This is a genomic window from Ensifer sp. WSM1721 (assembly GCF_000513895.2).
Classification (GTDB): domain Bacteria; phylum Pseudomonadota; class Alphaproteobacteria; order Rhizobiales; family Rhizobiaceae; genus Sinorhizobium.
Window position 1 is genome coordinate 3,146,016 of the sequence record NZ_CP165782.1, and the last position, 16,096, is coordinate 3,162,111.

General features: G+C 63.3%; 16 protein-coding genes. 8 read left to right on the plus strand and 8 right to left on the minus strand.

What is annotated here, in order from left to right; all coding sequences use genetic code 11:
• Positions 1 to 25: 25 nt before the first annotated feature.
• The 3 genes from trxA to M728_RS15295 all read left to right on the plus strand — a co-directional run bounded on the left by trxA (position 26) and on the right by M728_RS15295 (position 2,732).
• Entirely contained in the window at positions 26 to 1,006 is a 981-nt protein-coding gene (trxA, locus tag M728_RS15285; protein ID WP_026620131.1) for a thioredoxin, read from the plus strand.
• Between the two features lie 291 nt (positions 1,007 to 1,297).
• Complete coding sequence (locus M728_RS15290; RefSeq protein WP_026620132.1) at positions 1,298 to 2,035, plus strand: Bax inhibitor-1/YccA family protein; 738 nt, start codon at positions 1,298 to 1,300, stop codon at positions 2,033 to 2,035.
• A gap of 139 nt (positions 2,036 to 2,174) precedes the next feature.
• Positions 2,175 to 2,732, plus strand: coding sequence for a GNAT family N-acetyltransferase (locus M728_RS15295; RefSeq protein ID WP_026620133.1), 558 nt, complete (start codon positions 2,175 to 2,177; stop codon positions 2,730 to 2,732).
• A gap of 80 nt (positions 2,733 to 2,812) precedes the next feature.
• On the opposite strand, the gene M728_RS15300 is transcribed toward M728_RS15295, so the two are convergent.
• The 3 genes from M728_RS15300 to acnA all read right to left on the minus strand — a co-directional run bounded on the left by M728_RS15300 (position 2,813) and on the right by acnA (position 7,289).
• The gene (locus tag M728_RS15300) at positions 2,813 to 3,217 is read right to left on the minus strand and encodes a DUF2794 domain-containing protein (protein ID WP_034883354.1); all 405 of its coding nucleotides are present in this window, start codon (positions 3,215 to 3,217) and stop codon (positions 2,813 to 2,815) included.
• A gap of 355 nt (positions 3,218 to 3,572) precedes the next feature.
• Entirely contained in the window at positions 3,573 to 4,346 is a 774-nt protein-coding gene (locus M728_RS15305) for a thioredoxin family protein (protein ID WP_026620135.1), read from the minus strand.
• A gap of 252 nt (positions 4,347 to 4,598) precedes the next feature.
• The gene (gene acnA / locus M728_RS15310) at positions 4,599 to 7,289 is read right to left on the minus strand and encodes an aconitate hydratase AcnA (protein WP_026620136.1); all 2,691 of its coding nucleotides are present in this window, start codon (positions 7,287 to 7,289) and stop codon (positions 4,599 to 4,601) included.
• A 267-nt stretch (positions 7,290 to 7,556) separates the two neighbouring features.
• On the opposite strand from acnA, the gene ccmA reads away from it, so the two are divergent.
• The 5 genes from ccmA (at position 7,557) to M728_RS15335 (ending at position 10,575) form a co-directional block, all read left to right on the plus strand.
• Complete coding sequence (gene ccmA / locus M728_RS15315) at positions 7,557 to 8,180, plus strand: heme ABC exporter ATP-binding protein CcmA (RefSeq protein ID WP_026620137.1); 624 nt, start codon at positions 7,557 to 7,559, stop codon at positions 8,178 to 8,180.
• A complete protein-coding gene (gene ccmB, locus M728_RS15320) occupies positions 8,177 to 8,836 on the plus strand; it encodes a heme exporter protein CcmB (protein ID WP_026620138.1) in 660 nt (219 codons plus the stop codon). The genes ccmA and ccmB overlap by 4 nt, the downstream gene beginning before the upstream one ends.
• A gap of 187 nt (positions 8,837 to 9,023) precedes the next feature.
• Positions 9,024 to 9,794, plus strand: a complete 771-nt coding sequence (locus M728_RS15325; protein ID WP_026620139.1) for a heme ABC transporter permease — start codon at positions 9,024 to 9,026, stop codon at positions 9,792 to 9,794.
• Positions 9,791 to 9,967: a heme exporter protein CcmD gene (gene ccmD, locus M728_RS15330; protein ID WP_026620140.1), complete on the plus strand. Its 177-nt coding sequence runs from the start codon at positions 9,791 to 9,793 to the stop codon at positions 9,965 to 9,967. Before M728_RS15325 ends, ccmD begins: the two co-directional genes overlap by 4 nt.
• The gene (locus M728_RS15335; protein ID WP_026620141.1) at positions 9,964 to 10,575 is read left to right on the plus strand and encodes a DsbE family thiol:disulfide interchange protein; all 612 of its coding nucleotides are present in this window, start codon (positions 9,964 to 9,966) and stop codon (positions 10,573 to 10,575) included. Before ccmD ends, M728_RS15335 begins: the two co-directional genes overlap by 4 nt.
• A 90-nt stretch (positions 10,576 to 10,665) precedes the next feature.
• Here the strand turns inward: M728_RS15335 and M728_RS15340 are convergent, their stop codons facing one another.
• From M728_RS15340 to dapF, 5 genes are all read right to left on the minus strand, one after another.
• On the minus strand, positions 10,666 to 11,256 hold the full coding sequence (locus tag M728_RS15340; RefSeq protein ID WP_026620142.1) for a DUF2585 domain-containing protein: 591 nt from the start codon (positions 11,254 to 11,256) through the stop codon (positions 10,666 to 10,668).
• On the minus strand, positions 11,253 to 11,885 hold the full coding sequence (locus tag M728_RS15345) for a septation protein A (RefSeq protein ID WP_026620143.1): 633 nt from the start codon (positions 11,883 to 11,885) through the stop codon (positions 11,253 to 11,255). Before M728_RS15345 ends, M728_RS15340 begins: the two co-directional genes overlap by 4 nt.
• A 156-nt stretch (positions 11,886 to 12,041) precedes the next feature.
• Positions 12,042 to 13,823 carry a signal recognition particle-docking protein FtsY gene (ftsY, locus tag M728_RS15350; RefSeq protein WP_026620144.1) on the minus strand — a complete coding sequence of 594 codons (1,782 nt, stop codon included), beginning with the start codon at positions 13,821 to 13,823 and terminating at the stop codon, positions 12,042 to 12,044.
• Positions 13,824 to 13,837: 14 nt separating this feature from the next.
• Complete coding sequence (mtaB, locus tag M728_RS15355) at positions 13,838 to 15,112, minus strand: tRNA (N(6)-L-threonylcarbamoyladenosine(37)-C(2))-methylthiotransferase MtaB (RefSeq protein WP_026620145.1); 1,275 nt, start codon at positions 15,110 to 15,112, stop codon at positions 13,838 to 13,840.
• Positions 15,109 to 16,011 carry a diaminopimelate epimerase gene (gene dapF / locus M728_RS15360; protein ID WP_034883400.1) on the minus strand — a complete coding sequence of 301 codons (903 nt, stop codon included), beginning with the start codon at positions 16,009 to 16,011 and terminating at the stop codon, positions 15,109 to 15,111. The genes mtaB and dapF overlap by 4 nt, the downstream gene beginning before the upstream one ends.
• Between the last annotated feature and the right edge of the window lie 85 nt (positions 16,012 to 16,096).

Sequence of the window (16,096 nt, forward strand, 5' to 3'; positions counted from 1 at the left end):
ACGGCAAGTCCGCGAGGAGAGAAGAATGAGCGGTAGCGACAATCCCTATCAAGGTTCCTTCGGCAGTCAGATGACGGCGTCGGCCTCCTTCGGAGGCGAGCCGGCGGCGAAGACCGCGGGCGGCCCGAGTGACCTGATCAAGGAGACGACCACCGCCACCTTTACCCGAGACGTGCTCGAGGCATCGCGCCAGCAGCCGGTGCTGGTCGATTTCTGGGCCCCCTGGTGCGGCCCCTGCAAGCAATTGACTCCGGTGATCGAAAAGGTCGTACGCGAGGCCGCCGGCCGCGTGAAGCTCGTCAAGATGAACATCGACGACCATCCTTCGATTGCGGGCCAGCTCGGCATCCAGTCGATCCCGGCCGTCATTGCCTTCGTCGGCGGCCGTCCGGTCGACGGCTTCATGGGCGCAGTGCCCGAGAGCCAGGTCAAGCAATTCATCGACCGCATCGCCGGCCCGGCCGTCGACGGCGGCAAGGCGGAGATCGAGGCCGTGCTTGCCGATGCGAAGGCGCTGCTCGATGCAGGCGACGCGCAGAATGCCGCCGGCCTTTACGGCGCCGTCCTGCAGGCCGAACCAGAAAATGCGGCTGCGATTGCGGGCATGGTCGAATGCATGATCGCGCTCGGTGAACTTGCCGAGGCGCGCCAGGCGCTTTCGGGCCTCCCCGAGGCACTCGCCAAGGAGGCGGCTATCAGCGCCGTTTCGAAGAAGCTCGACCAGATCGAGGAGGCCCGCAAGCTCGGCGATCCGGCCGCGCTCGAGCACCAGCTCGCGCTCAATCCGGACGACCATGCCGCAAGGCTGAAGCTCGCCAAGATCCGCAATGTCGAAGGCGACAGGGCAGCCGCCGCCGACCATCTCCTGATGATCATGAAGCGCGATCGCAGCTTCGAAGACGACATCGCCCGACGCGAGCTCCTGTCGTTCTTCGAGGTGTGGGGTCCGAAGGACCCTGCGACGGTCGCCGCCCGGCGCAAGCTTTCATCGATGCTTTTCTCGTAACTTGAGAGACCGCGCCCGCATCAACCGCGACGCGCTTCAGCACGTTACTTATCCGTTGCTTAACCGCTGACGGCGCGGGCCGAGCGCGATTAACCGTAAATCACCGTTGTTTTATCGCTCCGCCCCGGGCTTTCGCCGATTCCGAGGGCGTCGGGTCTTGTGCATGGCAGCGTTCGGCATCATATTTGTCCACAGGCATGCTGGAGCCCCGCAGCGGCGCCTGGGCGCTGGAGGAACGAAACGTTCGCCGCCCGACACCGTCACTTCAACCGGGGCTTATATGAGGAAACAATGGCTGATCTGAGAAACTACCAAACCCGAATGTCGCCCGCCGGCGCTCAGGCGGGTGCCGTGATCGACGAAGGCCTTCGCGCTTACATGCTGAAGGTCTACAATCTGATGGCTCTCGGCCTGGCGATCACCGGCGTGGCAGCTTACGGAACCTATGCGCTTGCCGCCTCTAATCCGGCATTCGCCCAGCTTATCTACGTTTCGCCCCTAAAATGGGTCGTGATGCTGGCTCCGCTCGCGCTGGTGTTCTTCATGAGCTTCCGCATCAATTCCATGAGCGTTTCCGCGGCGCAGACGACGTTCTGGGTCTACGCAGCGCTGATGGGCCTGTCGCTCTCCTCGATCTTCCTGGTCTTCACCGGCCAGAGCATCGTGCAAACATTCTTCGTGACGGCCGCCTCGTTCGGCGCCCTTTCGCTTTACGGCTACACGACCAAGAAGGATCTTTCGGGCTTTGGCTCGTTCCTGATCATGGGCCTCTTCGGCCTGATCATCGCTTCGATCGTCAACATCTTCCTTGCCTCTTCGGCGCTTGGCTTCGCGATCTCGGCCATCGGCGTTCTCATCTTCGCCGGCCTGACCGCCTACGACACGCAGAAGCTCAAGGAAATGTACTATGAAGGCGACGACGCCCTGGTCGCCGGCCGCAAGGCCATCATGGGCGCGCTGACGCTCTACCTCGACTTCATCAACCTGTTCATGTTCCTGCTGCAGTTCCTTGGCAACAAGAACGAGTAGTGCGGACGGAATGACGAAAAAGGCGGCTCCGGCCGCCTTTTTTGTTGCTTCGATTCGATCTTGATCGATCCGGCTCGGCATGTAACGAGATGACGAGAATGAGGACCTTGCCGGTCGAAGCGAAAACACGAAGAACTCCATGACTTTTACCCTCCGCGACGCCGTCGCCGCCGATCTTCCCGCCATCACCGAGATCTATCGCGAGTCCGTCCTGAACGGTGTCGCGACTTACGAGGTGACGCCGCCTTCCGAGGCCGAGATGGCACTGCGCTTCTCCACCGTCACCGGCAACGGCTATCCCTATATCGTGGCCGTGGACGAGAGAGGTGCGGTCCTCGGTTATGCCTATGCTTCCGCATTCCGCACCCGGACCGCCTATCGGTTTCTCGTGGAGGATTCCATTTATCTCGCGCCGGAAGCGCGCGGCAAAGGCATGGGCAGGGCGCTGCTCGAGGAGCTGATCCGGCGTTGCACCGCGCTCGGCTTCCGCCAGATGGTGGCGGTGATCGGCGGTGCACATCCCTCTTCGATCGCGCTCCACCGCGCACTCGGATTCGAGTATCAGGGGCTGATGAAGGCGACCGGCTTCAAGCATGGCCGCTGGCTGGACACGGCCATCATGCAGCGTCCGCTCGGCGAGGGGGCGGAAACGGATCCCGTCGAGGGCGTCTATCCGGATACGCTTTACAGGGGCTGAACTGATTCCAGCTAATTGGAATTACCCCGCAGAAGGTGCCGGCAGGCGGATGAGGGGCAATTCCAAAGCAGATTGTTGCCTCAGGTCTCTACCAGCTTCAGCACCTTATCGAAGACCTTGAGCACCTGGGCGAGCTCATGGCCGCGTTTCAGTATGGTGCCATGCGCGTTCAGCACACTGTAGGCACCTTGTCTGGCGGCAAGCTTCGGGTTCTTCTCGATCCGGTAGAGGGGCACTTCGCCGGAGCGCTTGAACACCGAGAACACGGCCCGATCCTTCATATGGTCGATCGCATAATCGCGCCACTCGCCCTCGCCGACCATACGGCCGTAGAGCCTGAGAATCTGGTCAAGCTCGCGGCGGTGGAACGTAACGGGTGGTGGATTTTTGGCTTGCTTGTATTCGTGAAGATCGACGACCACTTCCGAAGTGGTCTGACCGTGGTGACGCGCTTCGCCTCGCGGCAAATCCGGTTGATCGGTCATCGGCAATTCGGCCTTCTGATGTGACAGGACTACGACAGTGTGCCTCACACGAACCGAAAAGCAAGTCGGAAGCTGTTGACGAATACCAGCAATTTTTGCCGCTGCCGCAATTCAGTCAAATCGCCGCCCCAATTCGCCGCAACACTCCGTCCGCTGCCGGACAGAGTCGTTGCCACCGTATGTCCGGACAGGCGTCATGCTGCGGGAGGTTACGAACGCAAGCATGGCCGGTTCGGTCCGGTAACTTCGAACCCTCAGCCCCAGCCCCTCGATGCTGCCGGGCCGAACCACCCCCCGCTTCCAATTACACACAGGCACCGGTGAGAGGTCGAAAGCCGCGCGCTTTCCTCGTCGCTTAAAGCTTGCCCTGCGGCCCCGCGAGAAGCGTCGCGGCTCCGATGATGGCTCCGGGCGTTTCCTTGTCCTTCATCGATTGCAGCAATACTGCGCAACCACTATTGCCCTGCCCCTCAATCAACACCGAGGCCGGGAGCGTGAATTGGGCGGGCTTACCCTCCCACATGCCGATCGTCTGTATGTCGCGCACTGCATGCCAATAGGCGATCTCTTTGCCGCTGTTCTCGCCTTTCTCGACCTTCACCACCCTGGCGCGGTCGAAATAGACGACGACGACATTCGCCCGGCCCTGCCCGGCGCCGATCTTGATCGAGATTTCATCGCCGCCGATCGAGGCGTCGACCGGTACGGAGAGCCCCTTGCCCTTGGCGCTCATCCCCGCAATCCGGTTCCTGATCGCCTGCAGGTCCGAGCCGTTCGCATGATCGCGTCCGTTGAGGATCACCTGCGGCGTATAGACGCCGTAGCGGCCGAGCATGCGCGCATAGGCATATTGCCGCTCGGTGTTCTCCTTGGAAGCGAGCGTGTCCGCCCAGCCGAGATAGTTCCAGTAGTCGACATGGTAGGCGAGCGCGACGACGTCGCCCTCGTCGATGAGCTGCTTCAGCGCCGCATCCGCAGGCGGGCAGGAGGAACAGCCCTGGCTGGTGAAGAGTTCGACGACACCCTTGAGCGTCTTGCCGTCATCCGCCATGGCCGAGCCGCAGATTGCACCAAAGATCCCGACAGTCAGGGCGAGACGTCGGATCATTGGCTTGCGGGCGGATGTCATGGCGTCACTGTTCGTTTCCGTTGGGCGGGCGGCTTGCCGAGCGAGAGTTCACTACATACGACGGCCGCCCTTCAACGCAAAGTCACGTTGGAGTGACCGTCTGAAGCCCTGGGGAAGGCAAGCGTCATGCGAGGGAGAGGCGGTGCGCGCCTGCGGAAAAATCGTGTTTCGCTTGCCCCGTCTGCATCCGCGAGGCATCAAAAAAGCCGGGGCATCGTGGACGCCCCGGCTTCTTTCTTGCTCAATCGTCGATCAGGCGGCGAGATCGCGCAGAACCGTCTGCAGGATGCCGCCATTGTTGACGTAGGTGACTTCGTCCAGCGTATCGATGCGGCAGATGAGCGGAACCTCCTTCACCGAGCCGTCGCCATAGGTGATCTTGGCCACGCGCTTCTCGCGCGGTTGAACATTGGTGAGGTTCTCGATCGTCACCACCTCGTCACCCTTGAGACCCAGCGACTCCCAGGTCATGCCTTGCTCGAAGACAAAGGGGATCACGCCCATGCCGACGAGGTTCGAGCGATGAATACGCTCGAAGGACTGGGCGATCACGGCCTTCACGCCGAGCAGGTTGGTGCCCTTGGCGGCCCAGTCGCGCGAGGACCCGTTGCCGTATTCGACGCCGGCGAAGATGACGAGCGGAACGCCCTCTTCCTTGTACATCATGGCCGCGTCGTAAATCGACATCTCTTCCTTGGAAGGATAGTGGATCGTGTAGCCGCCTTCCTTGCCGTTCGGGCCGAGCATGTGGTTGCGGATGCGGATATTGGCGAAGGTGCCGCGCATCATCACCTCATGGTTGCCGCGACGCGTGCCGTACTGGTTGAAGTCGGCGACGGTGACGCCGTGTTCGAGCAGGTAGCTGCCTGCCGGCGAGGCCGCCTTGATCGAGCCGGCCGGGGAAATATGGTCGGTGGTGATCTTGTCGCCGAAGAGGCCGAGAACGCGGGCGTTCTTGATGTCGGAAATGCCGGTGCCCTTCTTGCCCATGCCGACGAAATAGGGCGGGTTCTGGACATAGGTGGAGGCCTCGTCCCAGGCGTAGGTCTGGCCGGCCGGCACCTGAACCGCCTGCCAGTTGGCGTCGCCCTTGAAGACGTCCGCATACTTCGTCGCGTAGAGCTCACGGGTGACGTATTTGAAGATGAAGTCCTGGATCTCCTGCGAGGTCGGCCAGATGTCCTTCAAATAGACCGGCTGACCGTTCTGATCTTCGCCGATCGGTTCCTTGGTGAGGTCCTTCTGGACGGAACCGGCGAGCGCATGGGCGACGACGAGCGGCGGCGAGGCGAGGTAGTTGGCCTGCACGTCCGGCGAGATGCGGCCTTCGAAGTTGCGGTTCCCGGAGAGGACGCCGGCGACGATCAGGCCCTTGTCGTTGATCGTCTTCGAGATCTCCGTCGGCAGCGGGCCGGAGTTGCCGATGCAGGTCGTGCAGCCGAAACCGACGAGGTTGAAGCCCAGCTTGTCGAGATCGGTCTGCAGGCCGGACTTCGCCAGGTATTCGGCGACGACCTGCGATCCGGGAGCCAGCGAGGTCTTCACCCAGGGCTTCGTCTTCAGCCCCTTGGCGACGGCGTTGCGGGCGAGCAGGCCGGCCGCGATCAGCACCGAGGGGTTAGAGGTGTTGGTGCAGGAGGTGATCGCCGCGATCGCGACGTCGCCATGGCCAATATCGAAATCCGTGCCTTCGACGGCATAGCGGTTCGCAAGCTGGCCCGGCTTCTTGTAGTCGTTGTCGAGCGCGGCCGCGAAGCCGGAAGCGATGTTCTCGAGCGCGATGCGGCCCTCGGGGCGCTTCGGACCGGCCATCGACGGCACGACGTCGCCGAGGTCGAGTTGCAGCGTGTCGGTGAAGACGAGCTCGGAACCGTCGCCTTCGCGCCACATCCCTTGAGCCTTGGAATAGGCCTCGACCAGCGCAATGCGGCTCTCTTCACGGCCGGACATGGTGAGATAGTTGATCGTTTCGGCATCGACGGGGAAGAAGCCGCAGGTGGCGCCGTATTCCGGGCCCATATTGCCGATCGTCGCGCGGTCGGCGAGCGTCATATTGTCGAGGCCGGGGCCGAAGAATTCGACGAATTTCGAGACGACGCCCTTCTTGCGCAGCATCTGCACGACGGTGAGCACGAGGTCGGTCGCGGTCACGCCTTCCTTGAGCTTGCCGGTGAGCTTGAAGCCGATGACTTCCGGCAGGAGCATCGAGACCGGCTGGCCGAGCATCGCCGCTTCCGCTTCGATGCCGCCCACGCCCCAACCGAGGACGCCGAGACCGTTGATCATCGTCGTGTGGCTGTCGGTGCCGACGCAGGTGTCCGGATAGGCGGTGATCTCGCCGTCTTCTTCACGGGTCCAGACCGCCTGGCCGAGATATTCGAGGTTGACCTGATGACAGATACCGGTGCCGGGCGGCACGACGCGGAAGTTCTTGAAGGCTTGCTGGCCCCATTTCAGGAAGCGATAGCGCTCGCCGTTGCGCTGGTATTCGAGTTCGACGTTGCGGGCAAAGGCGGTCGGCGTGCCGAATTCGTCGACGATCACCGAGTGGTCGATGACGAGATCGACGGGAACGAGCGGGTTGATCTTTTCCGGATCTCCGCCGAGCGAAACCATGGCGTCGCGCATCGCCGCGAGGTCGACGACGGCCGGAACGCCGGTGAAGTCCTGCATCAACACGCGCGCCGGACGGTAGGCGATTTCGTTTTCGGCCGTGCCCTTGTCGCTGAGCCAGGCGGCGACGTTTTCGATATCCTTCTTGGTGACCGAGCGTCCATCTTCATTGCGCAGCAGGTTCTCCAGCAGAACCTTCATCGAATAGGGAAGCTTCGAGATGCCGGCGAGGCCGTTCGCTTCCGCCTTCGGGAGGCTATAATAGACATAGTCCACGCCATCGACCGTGAGCGTGGAGCGACAATTGAAGCTGTCTAGGGATTTGGACACTGGATACCCCGTTCCGTCTGATCGCCAAAAACTGACGTACGAACGCCCGAGCGCCTGTGAGGCGCGAAATGGGATGCGGGTGCGGCCATTTCCGCTGTCCGTACGTGGAATGTCATTCCATGTTCGGCGCAAGGATGAAATTCACGCCGACCGCTGGCGTGTTGGGCGCGTTATAGATAATTTCTTGAAATCGTGCCAGACCAACCAAGGTCCAATCGGAACTTTTTTTGCTCTGCGAAAAGACACCTGAAGGGAAGCTGAAAATTCATGCGCCTGCTGGCTGAAGGTTTGAGTGCGCGGCGAGGCGAGGACCTGATTTTCAACGATATTTCCTTTTCGCTTGCGGCCGGCGAGGCCCTCGTGGTGACGGGTCCGAACGGCTCGGGAAAGACGACCCTTCTGCGCGTTCTGGCGGGTCTTCTCAGAGCCGAATCGGGCCGGCTCTCGATCGAGAACGGACCTTCCGGCTTTGCCCATCCGCACGAGCTCAGCCACTACCTCGGCCATCGCAACGCGATGAAGCGGGAGCTGACGGTCGAAGAAAATCTTTCCTTCTGGCAGCGCTTTTTGGCCGACTCGCCGGGCGGCTCCGGCATCGACCTCTCAGCCGCCGCAGAGGCCGTCGGCCTCGCCGGTATCGCCCAACTGCCCTTCGGCTATCTTTCGGCCGGCCAGCAGCGGCGCATGGCAATGGCGAAGCTGCTGGTCGCCTACCGGCCGATCTGGCTTCTCGACGAGCCGACGGCGGCGCTAGATGTCAGCGCCGACCGGCTCTTTGCCGGGCTGGTCGCCGCCCATCTCGATCACGGCGGCATCGTCATTGCCGCCACCCACCAGCCGCTAGGGATCGCCCAGCCGAAAACATTGCAGATGAAGGGGTTCGCGCATTGATCGCCCTCTTCTTCCGGGACCTGAAGCTTTCGGTGCGCGCCGGCGGCGGCGCCATGATCGGCGTGCTCTTCTTCATGACGGTCGTCGCCGTCATTCCTTTCGGCGTCGGGCCGGACCTCAATCTGCTCGCGCGCATCGGCCCGGCCATCCTCTGGATCGGCGCGCTGCTTGCCTCGCTCCTGGGGCTCGATCGGCTCTTCCAAGCGGAGCGCGAGGACGGCTCGCTCGATCTCCTGCTGATGCAGGAGACACCGCTCGTCCTCACGGTCTTCGTCAAATGCGCCGCCCATTGGGCCGCCACCGGCCTGCCGCTGGTGGTAGCCTCCCCCTTTCTCGGCCTCTTCATGAACATGAACGAGCTTGCCATCGGCGCGACCATGCTCACCCTTCTTGCGGGAACGCCGGCGATCACCTTTATCGGCGCCGTCGGCGCAGCGGTTGCCGTGGCGCTGCCGCGCGGTGGCCTGCTCGTCTCGATCCTGGTGCTGCCGCTCGCGATACCGGTGCTGATCTTCGGCGTCAGCGCGACTTACGCTGCGGTCGAAGATCCCGCCCCCTTTTTGCCGCCTTTCATGATATTAGTGGCGATAACCCTGTTCTTCGCGGTGATCGGACCCGTTGCGGCGGCTGCCGCGCTCAGGCATTCGGCCGATTGACGGCGGACGCAAACCGGCCGAACTAACGCAAACTTGAATGATCACTGCATAATTCCTTAGATCGACTTCGATCTGAGGATAAGATTATGCAGCAGTTCAAAGTGCTACGGCGACCTTTGCGCGTCTAAAGGACGCGCGGCGCTGCAGGTCGATTGCGGAAGGAGTCCTTCCGCGTTAAAGAGCCGTCATGAGCGAAAACAGCCTCGCCATTCGCAAATTCAGCCACCTCGCCAATCCGACCCGATTCCTGGCGCTGGCTGACCGCATCCTGCCTTGGCTCGCGGCTCTCACGGCGCTGTTCTTCGCTGCCGGACTGTGGCTCTCCTTCACGACCGAGGGCGATTACCAGCAGGGCGAGACGGTGCGCATCATGTATGTGCACGTGCCTTCCGCCTGGCTGTCGATGATGTGTTATACGGTGATGGCGATTTCGGCGCTCGGCACGCTCGTCTGGCGCCATCCGCTCGCCGATGTCTCGGCCAAGGCGGCGGCACCGATCGGCGCCTCCTTCACCTTTCTGGCGCTCGTCACCGGCTCGTTCTGGGGCAAGCCGATGTGGGGCACCTGGTGGGTATGGGACGCGCGGCTGACCTCCGTCTTCGTGCTCTTCCTCATGTATCTGGGGCTGATCGCGCTGAACCGCGCGATGGAGGATCCTGCCCGCTCCGCCCGCGTGTCGGCGGTGCTGATTTTCGTCGGCTTCGTCAACATCCCGATCATCAAATTCTCGGTCGAATGGTGGAACACGCTGCATCAGCCGGCAAGCGTGATGCGCCTCGATGGGCCGACGATCGATCCGGAATTCCTGCGGCCGCTTCTGGTCATGGCGGTTGCCTTCACCCTCCTGTTCTTCACCCTTCACATCGCCGCTATGCGCAACGAGATCTGGCGCCGCCGGGTGACGTCGCTCCGGCGCCAGGCGGCCCGTCATGCCGGCCGGGAGACCTTGGCGCCATGATGAGCCATGCAGCCTATGTCATCGCGAGCTATGCAGTCGCCGCCGTAACCGTTGCGGCGCTCGTCGCCTGGGTTGTCGGTGACGGCAAAGCCCGTCAGCGGGAGCTGAGGGCACTCGAAGCCGCCGGCATTTTCCGCCGTTCGGCGGAGGCGCCTAGCGGAGAAGGCAAATGACGAGCACGCAGGCGCCGCGACCGGACGAGCGCAAGCCCGGCCCTCTGCGCTACCTGCTGGCGGCCCTGCCGCTTTTGATATTCGCGGCTCTGGCTCTCATCTTCTGGAGCCAGTTGAATTCCGGCAGGGACGTCAGCGAGATTCCATCGGCGCTGATCGGCACCAAAGCGCCGAAGCTCGATTTGCCGCCGCTCGAAGGCGCCGTGACACCGGCCGGTCAGCCTATGCCGGCACTCACCGATGCGGCCGTCAAGGGCAAGCTCACCCTCGTCAACGTCTGGGCCTCCTGGTGCGTACCCTGCCGCCAGGAGCATCCGATCATCCTTGAATTGTCGAAGGACCCGCGCCTCACCGTCGTCGGCATCAATTACAAGGACCGCAACGACAATGCGCTGAGGTTCCTCGGCGAACTCGGCAACCCGTTCTCGGCGATCGGCGTCGATCCGAATGGCAAGGCGGCGATCGACTGGGGCGTCTACGGCATTCCGGAATCCTATCTCGTCGGCGCCGACGGGACGATCCTTTACAAGCGGGTCGGCCCGTTCGACGAGAAGAGCCTCAAAGAAGGACTGATGCCGGCGATCGACAAGGCGCTTGCGGCGGCGTAGGAGGTTTGCCCCTCATCGGGCCTGCGGCCACCTTCTCCCCGCCTGGGGAGAAGGTCGCGGCAGCGGGATGAGCGGCATATTCTCGAGGTATTAGACTCCGGCCTGCCACGCCTTCACAGCATCGAGGGGCCAGACAAGCATCAGCACGTTGAGTGTCAAGTTGTCCCGGATCATCCAGCCGGTGAAGACTTCGAGCACAATCGCGATCGCGACCGTCAGTGCCACGGGCAGACGCGAGGCGAACAGGAAGCCTGCCGCCATGGCAAGGGTATCCATGGTCGAATTCAGGATGCTGTCGCCGAAATAGTCGAGCGAGATCGTTGCGGAACGGTAGCGGTTGATCACCATCGGCGTGTTCTCGGCGATCTCCCAGGCGGATTCGATGGCGGTCGCGAGCAGCAGTCGCGTGGTCAAGGGTCTGCCGCGCATGAGAAGATGGCCAAGGCCGTAAAAGAGAAAGCCGTGAATGATGTGGGACGGCGTGTACCAGTCGGCGATGTGCTGGGAGTTGCCGCTGGAATTGACCACGCCTTCCCAGAATTTGACGTAGCCGCATTCGCAGATCCACAGCCTTCCCATGAGATGCTGCGTCAGGATCTGAGCGGCGAGGACGGCGAGGCAGGCGATGAGCCAGTTCCAGGCGCGTTGTCTTTGATCGTCGGTTCCGGCGGCGATCGTCACTCGGCGCTATCCTGCTCGAGCGAGTGCTTCATGATCAGCGGCATCTGGGCGAGGGTGAAGAGGATGGTGATCGGCATCGTGCCCCAGACCTTGAAGGCGACCCAGAAATCGGTCGAAAACGAGCGCCAGACGATTTCATTCAGGACGGCAAGGAACAGGAAGAACACGCCCCAGCGGATCGTAAGCTTCCGCCAGCCGTCGTCATCGAGCCTGAAGGCGGCGTGAAAGACATAGCCGAGCAGCGATTTGCCGAAGACAAGCCCGCCGAGCAGGATCGCTCCGAAGAGCGTGTTGACGATGGTCGGCTTCATTTTGATGAAGGTGTCGTTCTGCAGCCAGAGCGTCAGCGCGCCGAAGACGAAGACGACGATGCCGGAGACGAGCGGCATCATCGGCAGCGTGCGCGTCATGATCCAGGAGGCAATGAGCGCCGCCGCCGTCGCCGCCATGAAGAGGCCGGTGGCGATGAAGATCGGCCCGCCGAGCTCGGCAAGCGCGGGAAAGCGGCTCGCAAGCCAGTCGCCGCGGGAATTCGCGAAGAAGAAAACCATGAGCGGACCGAGCTCCAGCAGAAGCTTCAGGAGCGGGCTTACCTCTGTCCGCGGTTTCGTGGCCTCGATTGTCGACATCTGCCGATCCTGTTCCGTCATCTCTTCTGTCGCGCCTCGTGCAGGGCGCGGGCGGGAACCTGCCTCGCCCCTCTTTGCCCGCTCCGTCCGCTCATAACACCAGCATTGCGGCAAAACCATATCAACGCCGCGGCTTCAGTAAAGCTCATGCGGGCGTCACGACGCCCCAAGGCCGGCGATTGCTTCGGCGAAGTCCTTCGCTTCGAATGGCTCGAGGTCGTCTATGCCCTCGCCGACGCCGATGAAATAGACCGGCAGCTTGTGCTTGGCGGAGATCGCGACCAGGATGCCCCCGCGCGCCGTACCGTCGAGCTTGGTCATGATCAGGCCGCTGACGCCGGCGACATTACGGAAGATTTCGACCTGTTGCAGCGCGTTCTGTCCGGTCGTCGCGTCGAGCGTCTGCAGCACGGTGTGCGGCGCGTCCGGATCAAGCTTGCCGAGAACACGCACGATCTTTTCGAGTTCCGCCATCAGTTCGGCCTTGTTCTGCAGCCGCCCGGCGGTGTCGATGATCAGCACGTCGGATTTTTTCTCGCGGGCGAGCTGGAACGCCTCATAGGCGAGGCCGGCCGCATCTGCGCCGAGCTTCGACGCCACGATGTCGGACTTCGTCCGTTCAGCCCAGATCTTCAATTGCTCGATCGCCGCGGCGCGGAAGGTGTCGCCGGCGGCAAGCATTACCTTGAGGCCGGCGCTGGAGAGCTTGGCGGCGAGTTTGCCGATCGTTGTCGTCTTACCGGTGCCGTTGACGCCGACGACGAGGATGACGTGCGGCTTGTGACTGAGATCGAGCTCGAGAGGCTTGGCGACCGGCGCCAGCACCTTGGTGATCTCGCCGGCCATGATGCGCGAGACGTCCTCGCCGGTCACGTCCTTGCCGTAGCGCTCGGAGGAGAGCGTATCGGTGATGCGCATCGCCGTTTCCACACCGAGGTCGGCCTGGATCAACAGGTCCTCGAGATCCTGCAGCGTCGCTTCGTCGAGCTTGCGTTTGGTGAACAGGCTGGCGATCTGGCCGGTGAGCTGCGAAGAGGTGCGCGAGAGGCCGCGGCGTAGCCGCTGGTACCAGTTAAGCTTCGGCTGAGGGCCGGGGGCCTCTTCCTTCAGGCCCCGGTCGGCGGCCGCGAAGCCCTTGGGGAGGTTGGGTGCGGGAGCGGCTGCGAGATCACCCCGCGTCTCTGCCCCCTCTGCCCTGCCGGGCATCTCCCCCACAAGGGGGGAGACTGAAGGCGGGGCGCTCTCGTTGTTCGCCGGGACGGTTTCGTCCGCGACGACATCGGCACGTGCGTCAGTCGCCGGGACGGTTTCGTCCGCGACGACATCGGCACGTGCGTCAGGGCCTTCGCGCGTGGCCTCGGTCTCCGGTGCCGCTAGCTCGCGAGCGTCTTGTGTGATTGCATCTGGCGAGGCGGCGCGCTCGTCCGCGCCTGCCTCTGTCTCCCCGGCAGCGGCACTTTCATCCGGGGCGGTCGCCTCGGTCTCCCCCTGCTCTCCCCCCTTGTGGGGCAGATGTCCCGAAGGGACAGAGGGGGGTGGCGGGGCCTCACCGACAAGCGCAGAGTGCTCGGAAGTGGCCCCACCCCCCTCTGCCCTGCCGGGCATCTCCCCCACAGGGGGGGAGATCGGAGGCGGCGCGCTCTCGTCCGCAACGCCAACGGTTGCGTCTGCGGCGGGACCAGTGCTTCCCGAGGCGTCTTCGCTTGTGGTTTCGCTCTCTGGTGCCGCCCCCTCCGGCGAGGCGGCGAGGTCGCCCTTGACGGCTGCCTCAGTTGCCCTCTGCGCTCCCCCCTTGGAAGGGAGATCTCCGGAGGGGACAGAGGCGGGTATCGGCGCCTCGTCCCGCACCTCCGGCGCAACCTCCTGCGGCGGCACGGGCTTCTCCTCGACGGCGTCCTTGCCGAAGGAAAAGATCTTCTTGATGAAACCAATCGCCATGGGAATGTCCGGTGTCAGGCCGCAGCCATGTGTTTTCTTTGCATCGTCAGATGCTTGCCATTGTGGCCGGTGATTTCGACCGCAATAAGCGACCGCGGCTCGAGACCGGCCGCATCGACGAGCGTGAAGTTTTCGGTGTGTGCCAGCCCGTTCATCTCGACGAGGATCGTCTGCTCGCTGCCGACCATGCGGCCGAGGTGGCTCGCGTAGAGCGCCGCTCCCTTGGCGCGCAGGCGCGCGGCACGTTCCTTGACGAGCGCGCGATCGAGCTGCGGCATGCGGGTCGCCGGCGTGCCGGGGCGCGGGCTATAGGGAAAGACGTGCAGATGGGCAATGCCGCAATCCTCGGCAAGGCGCACGGCGTTGTCGAACATCGCCTCCGTCTCCGTCGGAAAGCCGGCGATCATGTCGGCGCCGAGGCTGATCTCGGGCCTCAGACGCCGAACCTCGTCGCAGAACGCACGGGCCTCAGCGCTCGAATGCCGCCGCTTCATCCGCTTCAGGATCAGGTCGTCGCCGTGCTGCAGAGACAAGTGCAGATGCGGCATGAAACGCGGCTCGTCGGCGATCAGGTCGAGGAGATGCCGGTCCGCCTCGATGCTGTCGATCGAGGAGAGCCTCAGGCGAAGGATTTCCGGTACATGCTTCAGAAGCGTCTTCGCCAAAAGCCCGAGGGTCGGCGTTCCGGCCAGGTCGGCGCCGTAGCTCGTCGCATCGACGCCGGTCAGCACGATCTCGCGATAGCCGCTCTCGACGAGCCGGCGCGCCTGCTCGACGACGGCGCCCATCGGCACCGAGCGGGAATTGCCGCGGCCATAGGGAATGATGCAGAAGGTGCAGCGGTGGTCGCAGCCGTTCTGCACCTGGATGAAGGCGCGCACGTGCCCGTCGATGTGCTTCACCATCTGCGGCGCGGTGGCACGCACGCTCATGATGTCGTTGACGCGCAGTTTTTCCTCGGCCGAGACGCCGAAATCCGGCAGCGAGCGATAGGAAGCGCTTTTCAGCTTCTCCTCATTGCCGAGCACGGCGTCGACCTCTGCCATTTCGGCGAAGGTTTCCTTCTCGGTCTGGGCGGCGCAGCCGGTGACGATGATGCGGGCATGCGGATTGTCGCGCCGCGCGCGGCGGATCGCCTGGCGCGCCTGGCGCACGGCCTCGGCGGTGACGGCACAGGTATTGACAAGGACGGCATTGTTCAGCCCCGCCTTCTCGGCTTCCGCCCGCATCACTTCGGATTCAAAGGTGTTGAGGCGGCAGCCGAAGGTTATGACCTCGACGCCGCTCAAAGCGCCCGCGCTCCGCTTTCGCCGCTTGTCGTGTCGCGCTCGAAGGCACCGGTCTCCGGGTCGAGTCTGCCCGACCATTCCCACTCGGCCGGGCCCGTCATGATCACGTGATTGTCGCTCTCGCGCCATTCGATCGTAAGCGGCCCGCCCGGAACGTTCACCGTCACCTTCCGCTCCGTACGGCCGGTCCGGGCGCTACTGACGGCGGCGGCGCAGGCGGCCGAGCCGCAGGCAAGCGTCAGCCCCGCTCCGCGCTCCCAGGTCCTCAAGTCCATCTCATGGCGGGAACGGACGCGCGCGATCGAGATATTGGCCCGTTCGGGGAAGATCGGATGGTTCTCGAGCAGTGGCCCGAAGCGATCGAGCTCGTAGCTCCGGACATCGTTTTCGACCCAGAAGATCGCATGCGGATTGCCCATCGAAGCCACGGAAGGGGAGTGCAGCACCGGATCGTCGATCGGGCCGATCTGCAGCTCGATGCGGCTCGTATCGTGGAATTCCTCCGCGAGCGGAATTTCCTTCCAGCCGAAACGAGGCGTGCCCATGTCGACCGAAATCGTGCCGTCGTCGTGCTCCTTGGCTTCGAGCAGACCCGCAACGGTGTGGAAGAGGAAGGCTTTCTTGCCGGTCTCGGCGGCGAGCGCCTGGACGACGCAACGGGTGCCGTTGCCGCAGGCCTGAGCCATCGATCCGTCGGAATTGAGGATGTCGATCCAGGCGTCGGTGCCGGCCGCCTTCGGGTCGTGGATCGCCATGATCTGGTCGAACTCGGTCGCCGGATGGGCGTTGAGCGCGATTGCGGCCGCGGGCGTGACGCGGTCCTTGCGGCCGCGCATGTCGACCACCAGGATCTTGTTCCCAAGCCCGTTCATCCTGGCAAATTGCACCTGGTCGGCCATGTTGCGATTGTCCAAATCCGGCCTCCAATCCGGGAGGCGCCTTTCATTCGGGCTGTATATGGCGGAAAAGCCCGGAAATTACCAG

Coding starts and splice junctions, on each gene's coding strand:
- trxA (WP_026620131.1), top strand. CDS start 26: ATGAGCGGTAGCGACAATCCCTATCAAGGTTCCTTCGGCAGTCAGATG.
- M728_RS15290 (WP_026620132.1), top strand. CDS start 1,298: ATGGCTGATCTGAGAAACTACCAAACCCGAATGTCGCCCGCCGGCGCT.
- M728_RS15295 (WP_026620133.1), top strand. CDS start 2,175: ATGACTTTTACCCTCCGCGACGCCGTCGCCGCCGATCTTCCCGCCATC.
- M728_RS15300 (WP_034883354.1), bottom strand. CDS start 3,217: ATGACCGATCAACCGGATTTGCCGCGAGGCGAAGCGCGTCACCACGGT.
- M728_RS15305 (WP_026620135.1), bottom strand. CDS start 4,346: ATGACATCCGCCCGCAAGCCAATGATCCGACGTCTCGCCCTGACTGTC.
- ccmA (WP_026620137.1), top strand. CDS start 7,557: ATGCGCCTGCTGGCTGAAGGTTTGAGTGCGCGGCGAGGCGAGGACCTG.
- M728_RS15325 (WP_026620139.1), top strand. CDS start 9,024: ATGAGCGAAAACAGCCTCGCCATTCGCAAATTCAGCCACCTCGCCAAT.
- ccmD (WP_026620140.1), top strand. CDS start 9,791: ATGATGAGCCATGCAGCCTATGTCATCGCGAGCTATGCAGTCGCCGCC.
- M728_RS15335 (WP_026620141.1), top strand. CDS start 9,964: ATGACGAGCACGCAGGCGCCGCGACCGGACGAGCGCAAGCCCGGCCCT.
- M728_RS15345 (WP_026620143.1), bottom strand. CDS start 11,885: ATGTCGACAATCGAGGCCACGAAACCGCGGACAGAGGTAAGCCCGCTC.
- ftsY (WP_026620144.1), bottom strand. CDS start 13,823: ATGGCGATTGGTTTCATCAAGAAGATCTTTTCCTTCGGCAAGGACGCC.
- dapF (WP_034883400.1), bottom strand. CDS start 16,011: ATGGCCGACCAGGTGCAATTTGCCAGGATGAACGGGCTTGGGAACAAG.